The sequence below is a fragment of the Dictyoglomus sp. LHC4 genome (assembly GCF_055181355.1).
This window is the reverse complement of the sequence record NZ_CM143707.1, coordinates 1,337,030-1,350,497: the sequence shown is the minus strand read 5'-3', so window position 1 is coordinate 1,350,497 and position 13,468 is coordinate 1,337,030. Positions and strand designations below refer to the sequence as shown.

16 protein-coding genes, 1 tRNA gene, 1 rRNA gene and 1 other RNA gene are annotated in these 13,468 nt (G+C 33.6%); all 19 read left to right on the top strand.

What is annotated here, in order from left to right:
- The first annotated feature begins 6 nt into the window (after nt 1–6).
- The gene (locus tag ACY3JO_RS06785; RefSeq protein ID WP_463084261.1) at nt 7–720 is read left to right on the top strand and encodes a YggS family pyridoxal phosphate-dependent enzyme; all 714 of its coding nucleotides are present in this window, start codon (nt 7–9) and stop codon (nt 718–720) included.
- Entirely contained in the window at nt 717–1,409 is a 693-nt protein-coding gene (locus ACY3JO_RS06780) for a response regulator transcription factor (protein ID WP_463084260.1), read from the top strand. The genes ACY3JO_RS06785 and ACY3JO_RS06780 overlap by 4 nt, the downstream gene beginning before the upstream one ends.
- Before the next feature lie 82 nt (nt 1,410–1,491).
- A complete protein-coding gene (locus ACY3JO_RS06775; RefSeq protein WP_463084259.1) occupies nt 1,492–2,442 on the top strand; it encodes a sensor histidine kinase in 951 nt (316 codons plus the stop codon).
- The gene (locus tag ACY3JO_RS06770) at nt 2,439–3,662 is read left to right on the top strand and encodes a DUF1015 family protein (RefSeq protein ID WP_463084258.1); all 1,224 of its coding nucleotides are present in this window, start codon (nt 2,439–2,441) and stop codon (nt 3,660–3,662) included. Before ACY3JO_RS06775 ends, ACY3JO_RS06770 begins: the two co-directional genes overlap by 4 nt.
- 2 nt (nt 3,663–3,664) lie before the next feature.
- Nucleotides 3,665–4,768: a rod shape-determining protein RodA gene (gene rodA, locus ACY3JO_RS06765; protein ID WP_463084257.1), complete on the top strand. Its 1,104-nt coding sequence runs from the start codon at nt 3,665–3,667 to the stop codon at nt 4,766–4,768.
- Nucleotides 4,765–6,555 carry a TIGR03960 family B12-binding radical SAM protein gene (locus ACY3JO_RS06760; protein ID WP_463084256.1) on the top strand — a complete coding sequence of 597 codons (1,791 nt, stop codon included), beginning with the start codon at nt 4,765–4,767 and terminating at the stop codon, nt 6,553–6,555. Before rodA ends, ACY3JO_RS06760 begins: the two co-directional genes overlap by 4 nt.
- Nucleotides 6,548–7,183, top strand: a complete 636-nt coding sequence (locus ACY3JO_RS06755) for a TIGR03936 family radical SAM-associated protein (protein WP_463084255.1) — start codon at nt 6,548–6,550, stop codon at nt 7,181–7,183. Before ACY3JO_RS06760 ends, ACY3JO_RS06755 begins: the two co-directional genes overlap by 8 nt.
- Nucleotides 7,176–7,307 carry a hypothetical protein gene (locus tag ACY3JO_RS06750; RefSeq protein WP_463084254.1) on the top strand — a complete coding sequence of 44 codons (132 nt, stop codon included), beginning with the start codon at nt 7,176–7,178 and terminating at the stop codon, nt 7,305–7,307. Before ACY3JO_RS06755 ends, ACY3JO_RS06750 begins: the two co-directional genes overlap by 8 nt.
- On the top strand, nt 7,282–7,929 hold the full coding sequence (locus ACY3JO_RS06745) for an HAD-IIB family hydrolase (RefSeq protein ID WP_463085660.1): 648 nt from the start codon (nt 7,282–7,284) through the stop codon (nt 7,927–7,929). The genes ACY3JO_RS06750 and ACY3JO_RS06745 overlap by 26 nt, the downstream gene beginning before the upstream one ends.
- Nucleotides 7,930–7,942: 13 nt before the next feature.
- The gene (cutA, locus tag ACY3JO_RS06740; protein ID WP_463084253.1) at nt 7,943–8,254 is read left to right on the top strand and encodes a divalent-cation tolerance protein CutA; all 312 of its coding nucleotides are present in this window, start codon (nt 7,943–7,945) and stop codon (nt 8,252–8,254) included.
- A gap of 8 nt (nt 8,255–8,262) precedes the next feature.
- Entirely contained in the window at nt 8,263–8,697 is a 435-nt protein-coding gene (locus ACY3JO_RS06735) for a nucleoside deaminase (RefSeq protein WP_463084252.1), read from the top strand.
- Between the two features lie 30 nt (nt 8,698–8,727).
- A tRNA-Ser gene (locus tag ACY3JO_RS06730) sits at nt 8,728–8,819 on the top strand.
- 54 nt (nt 8,820–8,873) lie between these two features.
- Nucleotides 8,874–9,101: an ABC transporter permease gene (locus tag ACY3JO_RS06725; protein WP_463084251.1), complete on the top strand. Its 228-nt coding sequence runs from the start codon at nt 8,874–8,876 to the stop codon at nt 9,099–9,101.
- Nucleotides 9,102–9,113: 12 nt separating this feature from the next.
- Nucleotides 9,114–9,379, top strand: an RNA gene (ffs, locus tag ACY3JO_RS06720) — signal recognition particle sRNA large type.
- A 22-nt stretch (nt 9,380–9,401) separates the two neighbouring features.
- Nucleotides 9,402–10,166, top strand: a complete 765-nt coding sequence (locus tag ACY3JO_RS06715) for a TatD family hydrolase (protein ID WP_463084250.1) — start codon at nt 9,402–9,404, stop codon at nt 10,164–10,166.
- Nucleotides 10,163–10,762, top strand: a complete 600-nt coding sequence (locus ACY3JO_RS06710) for a TatD family nuclease-associated radical SAM protein (protein WP_463084249.1) — start codon at nt 10,163–10,165, stop codon at nt 10,760–10,762. The genes ACY3JO_RS06715 and ACY3JO_RS06710 overlap by 4 nt, the downstream gene beginning before the upstream one ends.
- Nucleotides 10,759–11,661, top strand: coding sequence for a radical SAM protein (locus ACY3JO_RS06705; RefSeq protein ID WP_463084248.1), 903 nt, complete (start codon nt 10,759–10,761; stop codon nt 11,659–11,661). Before ACY3JO_RS06710 ends, ACY3JO_RS06705 begins: the two co-directional genes overlap by 4 nt.
- Nucleotides 11,662–11,713: 52 nt before the next feature.
- Nucleotides 11,714–11,851, top strand: coding sequence for a hypothetical protein (locus ACY3JO_RS06700; RefSeq protein ID WP_463084247.1), 138 nt, complete (start codon nt 11,714–11,716; stop codon nt 11,849–11,851).
- Nucleotides 11,852–11,858: 7 nt separating this feature from the next.
- Nucleotides 11,859–13,406 (top strand): 16S ribosomal RNA (locus ACY3JO_RS06695).
- Nucleotides 13,407–13,468: the final 62 nt, after the last annotated feature.

The window sequence follows — 13,468 nt, the reverse complement described above, 5'->3', positions numbered from 1 at the left end:
TCTCTTATGGATAACGAATTGAATTTTATTAAAGAAAATTGGGAAAAAGTAAAAGAAAAGATAGAGAAAACTGCTCTTAGAGTGGGAAAAAATTCTGATGAAATTGAAGTAGTTGCAGTTTCTAAGGGTTTTCCAGCAACTTATATAAGAAAGGCTTATGAGGTCGGAGTTAGAAAAATTGGAGAAAATAGAGTGCAAGAAGCAGAAAAAAAAATAAACGAATTAGCAGGAGATTTAGAATGTGAATGGCACTTAGTGGGTCATTTACAAACAAATAAGGTAAAGAAAGCATTAAAATTATTTGACTTGATTCATTCCTTAGATAGATTGGATCTTGCTAAAGCTTTAAATAAAGAAGCACAACGAGAAAACAAAGTGGTAAAGGTATTAATTCAATTAAACTTATCAGGAGAAAAAACAAAATATGGGTTTAAGGAGGATGAATTTTGGAAATCATTAAATGAATTATTGAGTTACGAATACCTAAAAATAGAAGGTCTTATGACCATAGGTCCTTTGACTACAGATAAAGATGAAGTAAGGAGGGTTTTTAGAAATCTTTATAATATCTGGGAGGTTTTAAAAGTTAAGGAGAACCTAAACTTAAGGTATCTATCAATGGGAATGTCGGAAGATTTTGAAATAGCTATTGAAGAGGGATCTAACCTTCTTAGGTTAGGAAGAATAATATTCTCTAAAGAATTTGAGGTGAGAGGATGAAAAAGATATTACTAGTGGAAGATGATAAGGGTATAGTAAGCTCTCTATCGCTTTTATTGAAAAAAGAGGGGTATGAAGTGGAAGCAGCTTATGATGGCGTAGAAGCATTAAACAAATTCAAGCTCTTCAATCCTGATTTAGTGCTTCTTGATATAATGTTACCTGAAAAGGATGGATGGGAAGTATGTAAAGAGATAAGAAAAGTAAGTAATGTACCGATTATAATGTTAACAGCTAAAGATGAAGAAGTAGATAAAGTTCTTGGTTTAAAAATAGGAGCAGATGATTATATTACAAAACCTTTTAGCGCAAAAGAACTACTTGCAAGGATAGAAGCTGTTTTAAGAAGGTATCAATCAGATCTTTTAAAAAGTCAAAAAATCGTTGCCCCACCTTTTGAAATGGATTTAGTCAAAAGAACTGTAAAAGTGAAAGGAAAAGAAGTTAATCTTTCATATAGAGAGTTTGAAATATTAAAACTATTAATATCTTCACCTGGAAGAGTGTGGACGAGGGATATGATTATAAAACATATATGGGGAGAGAACTTTTGGGGAGAACCTCGAGCGGTAGATGTATATATAAGATGGTTAAGAGAAAAAGTAGAGGATGATCCTAGTCATCCTAAATATATTGTGACAGTTAGAAATTTAGGTTACAAATTCCAGGAGGCGAACGAAAATAAATAAGTTAAAAGAAAGATGGAATTTTCTTTTAGAATATATTCCTATAGGGGTAATTATCATTAACAAGGATGGTACTGTGCTATGTGTGAATAAGAAGGCTTCTGAAATTTTTGATATACCAAAAAAAGCGAGAAGGAAAAAGTTAATAGAATTAATACCGGATTATGAAATAGATGATGTATTTAGAAAAACATTAGAAAATCAAAAATATAATAAAATATCCCTCAATTTTTGGGGAAACGAAAGAAAATTTTTAGAAATCGAAGCCTATTATTTAAAGGAAAATAATGAAGTGATGTTAATAATAAATGATTATACTCCTATACAAAAAATGGAGGAAAACTTCAAGGAATTCTTAGGAAATGCATCTCATGAATTAAGGACACCGCTTACTTCTATACAGATATTAATAGATCTTTTCTCTGAAAAAAAAATTACTCTTGAAGAAATATATAGTGAATTTTTTCCTTATTTAAGAAGAGAAATAGAGAGAATGTCAAAACTAATAAGTAATCTTCTTAATTTATCAAGATTAGAGGCTGGTGTTATAGAACTTCAACCTAAAGATGTATCTCTCTATGAAAGTGTAATTAATGTCTTAGATAGACTTAGTCCTCATATTTCTAAGAAGAACTTAAAAGTAAGTATAAATTTGCCAGAAAACATTGTAATATTTGCAGATCCACAGTATTTAGACACTATTTTATTTAATTTGATTGAAAATGCTGTTAAGTATACCCCTTCTTTAGGGAAAATTGAGGTAGGAGTAAATGATAAAAATGAATACTTAGTCTTATGGGTACAAGATACAGGTATTGGAATTCCTGAGAAGGATATAGATAGAATATTTGACAGATTTTATAGAGTAAGTAAGTCTCGCACTAATGAGGATGGATTTAGTTCAGGGTTAGGGCTTTCTATTGTCAAAAAGTTGGTTGAAAGACACGGATGGAGTATAAAAGTAGAAAGTAAACTTGGAGAAGGGACAAAATTTGAAATTATAATTCCTAAAAGAAAGGAAGGTAATAATATATGATTAAGTTTTTACCATTTAGAGCTTTAAGATATAATTTAAATCTTCCCTTAGAAAAACTTATTGCTCCACCTTATGATGTGATACAAAAAGAAGAAAGGGATTATTTTCTATCTATGCATCCTTACAATATAACTTATCTTACATTAGGAGATAAACATCCAACTGATTATATAGAAATATCTAAAGTTTTTAAAGAGTGGATAAATCAAGGTATTCTTGTCTTTGAGGAAAAAGGATACTTTTTATATAAGCAAGAGTATCAATGGGGAGATAAAATAGATAAGATGTATGGACTTTTAGGAATATTAGAATTACAACCCTTAGGTGAAAACATTTTACCTCATGAACGTACTTTTTCTGGTCCAAAGAAAGATAGATTAGAGCTTCTCAAAGAATTAAGGGCTAATCTTGAACCTATTTGGGGCATCTATGAAGACAAAGAAGGAAAACTTTCATCATTGTGGAAGAAGATTGAAAAGGAGAAACCTCTCATTAAAGTAACTAGCTGGGATTATAGAGGTCATTATCTATGGAAAATAAACGATGAATCACTTATAAATCTCATTGAAGAATATTTGATTGGAAAAAAGATTTTAATTGCAGATGGCCACCATAGATATGAAGCCTCATGGCTTTATTATAGTGAGACTAAAGATGAAAAAGCCAAATATATACTTATGCTTATTACTGACTTATACGATCCAGGAGTTAAGCTTTTACCAACCCATAGAATAGTTAGTAAAGAAGTTCAATTAAATATTGAGGATCTTAGAAATAACTTTGATGTATATTTAGGGGAGAATATAGATGATTTAGATCTTGTATTTAACCCAAACAAACCTTTCATATACCTTCTTAAAGATAATAGAATATTGAAATTAGTTCCGAATACCTCATATATAAATAGTAGGAATAATGACGCTTCAGACTTATGGTGGATCTTACCTACAACTCTACTTCAAGAAGGTGTTTGGGAAGGTATATTAAATACTACCGAAAGTGATTTACAAGAAAAAGGATTAATAAGATTTTCCCATGATCTTAAAGAGTTAAGAAAAAACATAAATTCTAACGAATTTGGATATGCTTTCATATTACCCTCCATACCTATTGAAATCGTCTATGCTTTGGCTATAAACAGAGAAAGACTTCCTCAAAAGTCTACATATTTTTATCCAAAACCAGCATCAGGATTTGTCCTTTGGAAAATGGATGAATAAACATGGTACGAAAATATTTAGTACGTATTTTTATATTATCTATATTACTTACGTTTGTAGGACTTTTTCTTATTTATGATACTACTGTAAGTAGACTAACTTATCAGGAACTTTCACCCTTTTTTTTTGTAAATAGACAATTAGTAGCTTTTTTAATAGGGATTACATTTTTCTTTCTATTTATGTCCGTTCCCTTTAGAGTTTGGGAAAGGGCTTGGAGATTAATATATCTATTAAATATAATTTTGCTGATATTTGTTCTTTTCTTTGGAAGAAGAAGTTTAGGGGCTCAAAGATGGTTTTCTATTTTTGGTTTTTCTTTTCAGCCCTCTGAATTATCAAAACTCTTTATAATAATATCAATATCGGGCTTTCTTGTTGAATTATCAAAACATAAAAAAAGTTTTTCTTTTAAAGACTATTCTTTAATTTTATCACTCATCTTAGTTCCTACCATGTTAGTGGTTATACAACCGGATCTTGGAACAGCAATAGTTATTTTTGCTTCTGGAATTTTTGTTTTATATCTTTATGGTATTCCCAAAAAATATATTATAAGAACCTTCTTTCTAATACTTACTATTCTTCCTTTTCTTTGGCTTTTTCTTAAGCCTTACCAACAACAGAGAATATTGACATTCTTTGATCCTATGAGAGATCCTCTTGGTAGTGGATATCAAGTAATTCAATCTATGATAGCTATAGGTTCTGGAAGAATTTTGGGAAAAGGATGGTTACAAGGTCCCCAGACCCATTTAAGTCTTATTCCAGAACAACATACTGATTTTATATTTTCATCTCTTGCTGAAGAATTTGGGTTTATAGGTAGTGTTTTGCTAGTTTTCCTCTATTATTTATTATTTAGAAATATATGGGAAATTTGGAAAAGGCTAAAAGATAATTTTGGTAAGTTAGTGATTGGAGGAATACTTTTTACCCTTTTATTCCAGACCTTTATAAACCTAAGTATGGTTATGGGAATGGCACCAGTTGTTGGTATTCCTCTGCCCTTTGTAAGTTTTGCAAGAACCTCATTAATCGTAAGTTATGCTATGTTGGGATTAATGTTTAATATTACATTGAGGAGTGAAATAAATATTTTATGAGAGATTTAGAACTAATCCTGGATAAAGTAGAAAAACCCTCAAGATATATAGGCAATGAGCACAATATTATTATTAAGGACTGGAATAAAGTTAAATTGAAAGTTGCATTAGCATTTCCAGATTTATATGAAATCGGAATGTCTCATTTAGGTTTTCAGATAATTTACTTTTTACTAAATAATAGAGAGGATGCACTATGTGAAAGAGTTTTTGCTCCTTATATAGATTTAGAGAATTTGCTAAGGGATAGAAAAATCCCTCTTTTTTCATTAGAAACGAAAAAGCCTATTAAGAATTTTGACTGGTTGGCTTTTAGTTTATCCTATGAGCTTACCTACTCTGGAATTCTTACCATATTAAATTTATCACATATTCCTATATTCTCAAGGGATAGAGATGAATCTTATCCTTTAATAATTGCAGGTGGTCCTACAGTATTAAATTCAGAACCTATTGCTGATTTTATTGATGTAATTTTTATTGGTGAAGCAGAAGAAGCTATTAACGAAATTATTGATGTATATTTGGAGTGGAAAGAGTCAAAAGAAAATAAAACTCAATTGTTTAAAGAACTTGTAAAAATAGAAGGAATATATATCCCTTCATTATATAAGCCAATTTATGAAAAGGATAAATTTAAAGAAATAATTCCTCTATATCCTTGGGTTCCTCCCAAAATATCAAGGAGAATTGTCTATGATTTAGAAAACGCTCCATTTCCAACTCGTCCTATTGTGCCCATCCAGCAGGTCGCCCATGATCGTGGATCAATAGAAATAATGCGAGGATGTCAAAGAGGTTGCAGATTTTGTTTTGCGGGTTATATATATAGACCTAAAAGATACAGAAGTATAGATACTATAAGAAAATATGCTAAGGAAATATTTGAGAGCACAGGTTATGAAGAAATTAGTTTATTATCTTTAAGTACTAACGACTATCCTAGTATAGAAAAACTATTAGATTTATTGAACGAGGATTTTGAAGGAAAACATGTAGACTTTACTTTACCATCTCTAAGGGCTGATAAATTCTCCTTAGAGCTTGCAGAGAAAGTAGAAAAAAATAAAAAATCAAGTCTTACTTTCGCGATAGAAGCAGGAACTGAAAGGTTGAGAAAAGTGATAAATAAAAACCTTAAAGAAGAAGAGTTTTTTAAGACTCTCGATGTAGCTTTTAGTAAAGGTTGGAATAATATTAAGCTATACTTTATGATAGGACTACCTACAGAAACAGACGAGGACATTTATGAAACTGTCAATTTAGTTGAAAAAATAATAAGGTTAAATAGAAGATCTAAAATACATTTGAGCTTCTCCATATTTGTTCCAAAACCTCATACCTCATTTCAATGGGAAAAATTTGAGGATAGAGAAATAATTGAGAGAAGAAAAAATATTTTAAGAAAAGCTCTTAAAAGAAAAAATATTTCTATAGATTTCCATGACTATAATATGAGTTATTTGGAAGCAATTTTTTCAAGAGGTGACAGAAGACTTTCGGACATTCTTAATTTAGCTTGGCAAATGGGAAGCAGATTTGAGAGTTGGACAGAGTTTTTAAGAATAGATATTTGGGAAAAGATCTTTAATAATCTAAATATAAATCCTAAATGGTATACAGAAAAGAAAAATATATATGATCCTTTACCCTGGGATCATATATTTTGCGGGGTTAGTAAAAATTATCTTATAAAAGAAAGAGAAAAAGCTTATAAATGTGAAGAGACACCTCCTTGTGAATGGGGATTATTTTGTGATTTTTGTGGAGTATCTCATTATGGATAAAATAGTCTATAGACTTGCATTTTACAAAAAAAGGTTGCTTAAATATATAAGTTCAATAGATATGTTAAATTTTATGAATAGAGCTGTAAGGAGGTCTGGCTTACCTGTAGCTTATTCTCAGGGATATAGTCCAAGGCCTCTAATATCCTTGGGATTACCTTGTCCAGTTGGAATTGAGAGCAAAAAAGAGTGGTTAGATATTACGTTAAAGTATTATATTGAAAAAGAAGAAGTTCTTAATAAATGGAACAAAGAATTACCTGAAGATCTTCAATTTTTTGAGGTGTTAGAATCACCTAAATCATCTCTTATCAATGATACTTACGGCATAAATTATGAGTTAGAAGTTTTTGTGGTTAATGAAATTTCTTTTTTAGAAGATATTGAAAGATTTAAGAATAATGATAAGGTCTATATATTAGTAAGAAGAGGAGAAAAGATAAAGGAAATAGATTTGAAAAGGTATATTTACGATATGAAAATAGAAAAAAGGAACAATAGGCATAATATAGAGTTGAAGACCAAAAAGATAGAGGATTCAATTATTAGAGGGGAAGAATTCTTAGAAATTTTTTCCTATAAACCTTTGCTAATAAATCAAGTAAGAGAAGTAATTTTAAATGTATAAGCTACTTGTAGCTGATTTTGATGGAAGTATAGTTGATTATACAGAAACCTTATCGTCTCAAAACATTATTGCTATAAGAAAACTCAGAGAAAAAAGGAATAGATTTTACCATAGCAACGGGTAGAAGATGGTCATCTATAGAATCAAAGATAAGAATATTAAATATTAATATACCAGTAATATTGTACAATGGGGCTGGAATATATTATCCTGTGGAGAATAGATTTTTATTTATCAGATATTTATCCAATAGAGAAGTTAAAGATTCGCTTCAATTTATAAAGATATATTATGAAAAAATAAAAGTAAGGGTATATTATGAAGATATGCTTGTTGAAGATGAAAAGGCTTTATTGTTACTTGAAAGAGAAAACGAAAAAATAAATAAAATATTCTTGGAAGGAAAAGAAGAAGATTTGAAAATTATTAAATCTCATATAGATGAAAATTATAATAATAAAATTAATGCTGTATTCTCTGCTCCTTATTATTTAGAAATATTACCATATGGTATATCAAAGGGTAATGCCCTCAAAATCCTTATAAATACGTTAAATATATCTCCTAAAGAAGTTATTGCTATTGGGGATTTTGATAATGATGAAGATATGTTAAAATTAGTTGGATTAAGTTTTACATTGGTAAACTCGTCAGAGAAACTTAATAAAGTTGTTAATTTTATATTAGATTGTAATCCAAATGATTCTTTATATAGAATTGCGGAGAAGATTATTAATTTAAAGTGAGGTGAAGAAAAAAATGATATTATGTATTTTGACGGTGGATAAGGAAGAAACAGCAGAAAAAATAGTCAACGCTCTTTTAGATGATCATCTAATTGCTTGTGGTAACATTATTCCTAATGTTAAGTCTTACTTTTATTGGAATAATGAAAAACAAATTACAGATGAAGTGATAGTTTTATTAAAAACAGATAAAAGTAAATTTCCAGATTTAGTAAAAAAAGTGAAAGAGTTACACCCATATGAACTTCCTGAAATTATAGGTATCCCAATAAATTATGGACTTCCCGATTATATAAAATGGGTAATGGACTCGGTAAAGATATGAACTTTTTTATGTCAGAAGCATTAAGAGAAGCAAAAAAGGCTTTAGAAAAGAATGAAGTACCTGTAGGTGCTGTTATTGTAAAAAATGGAGAAATAATTTCTCGGGGATACAATCTTCGTGAATCAAAAAAAGATATTCTTTGCCATGCAGAGATTATAGCTATAAGAAAAGCATATAAAAAGCTTGGTGATTGGAGATTTTATGGCTGTACTATATATGTAACACTTGAACCTTGTATAATGTGTTTCGGAGCTATACTACAAGCAAGATTTGATAAATTAATATATGGGGCGAGTAATCATGAAGAAGGATTTTCAAGGTTTATATGCAATATTGAAAATTATAAAAAGTGGCAGAAATTGGAAATTATAACTGGAATAATGAAAGAAGAAAGCGAGGAAATGCTAAAAAAGTTTTTTACTAATTTAAGGAGTTCACCTTAACATAGTTTTATGATAAAATATAAATAAAGCGGAGAGGTGGCTGAGTGGACGAAGGCGCTCGCCTGGAGAGCGAGTAGGCCACGAGGGTGGCCTCGTGGGTTCGAATCCCACCCTCTCCGCCATTTAGTATAAATAATTATATACATTAATATAATAATTAATTAATATTAAAGAGTATGAAAAATATAAGAGAATTAATGAGTCTAACGAGTATTATAATTAGTTTTTTTGTGGGTATATTAGCTGCTTTTGCAGTTGTAAAAGAGTTAAATTTTTCTTTGTTTTTTAAAAATGAAAAAAGCATAGGGGCATGGATAGGTAAAATATTAGTTTTCTTATTAATACTTTCATTTGTTTGGGTCATTTTTAGTACTTTATTCATATTATTAAGAATTCAAGAATAAAAATGCCCAGGGCTATGCTTAGGCGGGGAGCTAGCGGTGCCCTGAACCTGCAATCCGCTATAGCAGGGCCGAAAGGCCACCTGAGGTTTGATCTTGTGGGTAAGAAGGGAGAGATGGAAGCGATGAAGATTAGGAGCTGTGCACTAAGAGGTCCTCAAACCCCGCCAGGTCCGAAAGGAAGCAACGGTAAGAGGTACTTCTTAGGTGCCGCAGTGACCCTAATTGGAGCTTTCCTATCTCTCTTCTCCCGGAGGATCAAATCGATGGTGGATGCATAGCCCTGGGCTATTATTTTAAAGTATGTGGATTGATACACATGTTCATCTAAATGATAAGAGACTTTATGCTTCTTGGAAAGAGATCTTAAATAGAGCTAAAGAAAAAGAGGTTAGTAAATTTTTTGTAGTAGGATATGACATAGAGTCAAGCCGAATTGCAGTGGAACTAAGTGAAGATGATGATATTTATGCAATCATAGGCTTACATCCTCATGAATCCGACAAATTTGAATTTAATAAAAAAGAGTGGGATAAACTTCTTACTTTAAAGGTAATAGCTATTGGAGAGATAGGGCTTGATTATTATAAACTATACTCTTCAAAAGATTCTCAGAAGCTAGTATTTATACAATTTATTCAATATGCCAAAGAAAATAAACTTCCTATTGTCATTCATAGTAGAGAGGCCTGGAAAGATCTTATAAGTATTATGAAAGCCGAAAGAGTATGGGAAGTAGGAGGTATAATGCATAGTTTTGGTGGAAGTTATGAAATAGCAAAAATTATAGCAGATTGGAATTTTTTGTTCAGTTTTTCTGGACCTATAACTTATCCAAATGCAAATAATTTAAGAGAAGTTTTAAAAAAATTACCATTAGATTTAATAACTATTGAGACTGATGCACCTTATCTTCCTCCTCAATCTATAAGAGGAAAAATTAATGAACCTGCCTATTTACCTGAGATAGCCCAAAAAATATCTGAAATAAAAGGAATAGATCTAAACACTCTCTCTGATATTATGAAGAAAAATTTAAAAAGAATATTCAAAAATATAACTATATGAACGTAGCATATGTATTAGGTGAAAATTTGTATCTTAATATAACCAATAAATGTACTAATAGATGTATATTTTGTATACGCAATTATTCAGATAGAATCGGTGATAAAATTTTATGGTTAGAAAAAGAACCTACCTTTAAAGATATTATTACTGAATTAAAAGAATTAAATTTGAATGACTATAAAGAAATAGTATTTTGTGGATATGGAGAACCCTTATTAAGAGTAGAAATAGTAAAGAAAGTTTCAAGATATGTTAAAGAATACTGTCCCAACAAAAACATAAGAATAGATACTAATGGACATGCTAATGTCTTTCATGGAAAAAACATTTTGCCAGAAATTGCATCTTTTATAGATAGTATTTCTATTAGTCTAAATGCAGAAAATGAATATAAATATAGCTTAATATCAAGACCAGTATTTAAAGATGCATATAAACATTTAATTGAATTTATCAAAATCTCTACTATTTATATTAAAAATGTATGGGTAAGTGTTGTTAATATACCTTCTATAGATATAAAAAAATGTGAAGAAGTAGCCCATAATTTAAATGTAAAATTTAAGGTAAGGGAATTTACAAGGTCTTTATGAGGCCTATTTACATTGAGAGTTATAAGAAAGGTGAGTTGGAAAGAAAAATCGATATCTTAAGTAAAAAACTGGAATCATGCAACCTGTGTCCAAGAAATTGTAAAGCAAATAGAAAAAAAGGAGAAAAAGGGTATTGTAAGGCTTCATCAGAAATAACTATATCAAGTTATTTCCCTCATTTTGGAGAAGAAAAGGTTTTAGTTGGTAAAGGGGGATCTGGTACTATATTCTTTACTTATTGCAACCTGGGTTGTATTTTTTGTCAAAATTATACTATTAGTCATTTAGGAATTGGAGAAATTATTGATACAGAAACTTTAGCAAATATAATGATTAAACTACAGAATATGGGTTGTCACAATATTAATCTTGTTACACCTACTCATTATGTACCTCAAATACTAGAAGCTCTTTATTATGCTATTCCTAAGGGTTTAAATATACCTTTAGTTTATAACAGTAGTGGATATGAGTCTTTAGAAACCCTTAGAGAGTTAGATGGTATAATAGATATATATATGCCAGACATAAAATTTTGGTCCTATGATATATCTTTAAAACTTGCTAATGCATTTGATTATCCTGAGGTAGCAAAAGAAGCAGTAAAAGAAATGTATAGACAAGTAGGAAATCTTATAACGGACGAGAATGGTGTAGCTATAAGAGGCCTAATTGTAAGACATCTCCTTCTTCCCAATGAGGTTTCATCTGTAAAGGAATGGCTTGAATTTTTAAAAAGGGAAATCTCTACAGATGTTTTTATAAACATAATGCCTCAATACAGACCGCTTTATAAAGCCTATGAATATCCATTAATAAACAGAACAATATTACTAAATGAATATAAGGAAGCAATAAATTTAGCTAAAAATATGGGGTTTACAAGAATATATATATAAGCTAATTTCTTTTAAAAAATTTAAATCCCCCTCTTGCAAAAGGGAAATATATATGATAGAATTTAATCCGCCCGATGGTAAAGGGCGGATGCACATTAGACAAAGGGAGAAAAGGGAGAGAGAAGAGAGAAGGAAGAAGAGAGGAAGGCATATAGGGAGCGAGGATACAGACCCGAAAGAGAAGGTATGATATATATTGGATGGAGGGTTTGATCCTGGCTCAGGACGAACGCTGGCGGCGTGCCTAAGGCATGCAAGTCGAGCGGTAGCTCCTATTGGGATAACCGATAGGAGTGAGAGCGGCGCACGGGTGAGTAACACGTAGGTAACCTACCCCAGAGAGGGGGATAACACCTCGAAAGGGGTGCTAAACCCCCATATACTTACCGAGCGGAGAGCTAAGGTAAGGAAAGAGTATACAGAGGCAACTCTGTATACTGCTCTGGGATGGGCCTGCGGCCTATCAGCTAGTTGGTGGGGTAATGGCCCACCAAGGCGAAGACGGGTAGCCGGCCTGAGAGGGTGGTCGGCCACACTGGGACTGAGACACGGCCCAGACTCCTACGGGAGGCAGCAGCCGGGAATCTTCCGCAATGGGGGAAACCCTGACGGAGCGACGCCGCGTGAGGGAGGAAGCCCTTCGGGGTGTAAACCTCTTTTCTCGGGGAAGAGAACTGACGGTACCCGAGGAAAAAGCCCCGGCTAACTACGTGCCAGCAGCCGCGGTAAGACGTAGGGGGCGAGCGTTGTCCGGATTTACTGGGCGTAAAGGGCGTGTAGGCGGCTTAGCAAGTCAGATGTGGAAGCCCCAAGCTCAACTTGGGGAGGCCATCTGATACTGCTAAGCTAGAGGGCAGGAGAGGAGAGCGGAACTTCCGGTGTAGCGGTGAAATGCGTAGATATCGGAAGGAACGCCGGTGGCGAAGGCGGCTCTCTGGACTGGCCCTGACGCTGAGGCGCGAAAGCTAGGGGAGCGAACGGGATTAGATACCCCGGTAGTCCTAGCCGTAAACGATGGGCACTAGGTGTGGGGAGTCAGACTCTCCGTGCTGCAGCAAACGCGATAAGTGCCCCGCCTGGGGAGTACGGCCGCAAGGCTAAAACTCAAAGGAATTGACGGGGGCCCGCACAAGCGGTGGAGCGCGTGGTTTAATTCGATGCTAAGCGAAGAACCTTACCAGGGCTTGACATGCAGGCTGAAAGCTTACCCGAAAGGGTAAGTGCCGAATGAGGGGGTTTTCCCTTATTTGGAGCCTGCACAGGTGGTGCATGGCTGTCGTCAGCTCGTGTCGTGAGATGTTGGGTTAAGTCCCGCAACGAGCGCAACCCCTGCCCTTAGTTGCCAGCGGGTAAAGCCGGGCACTCTAAGGGGACTGCCGGCGATGAGCCGGAGGAAGGTGGGGATGACGTCAAGTCAGTATGCCCCTTATGCCCTGGGCTACACACGCGCTACAATGGGTGGTACAGAGGGGAGCGAAGCCGCGAGGTGGAGCGAATCCCTAAAGCCACCCCCAGTTCAGATCGCAGGCTGCAACTCGCCTGCGTGAAGGCGGAATCGCTAGTAACCGCAGATCAGCCACGCTGCGGTGAATACGTTCTCGGGCCTTGTACACACCGCCCGTCACACCACGAGAGTCCGCAACACCCGAAGTCAGGCGAAGAGCCTGCCGAAGGTGGGGCGGATGATTGGGGTGAAGTCGTAACAAGGTAGCCGTACCGGAAGGTGCGGCTGGATCACCTCCTTTCTTATGGAGAAAGAAAAGTGCTCTCTTTTTCCTTTATCTCTTCTCCCTCTTTTCTCCCGACT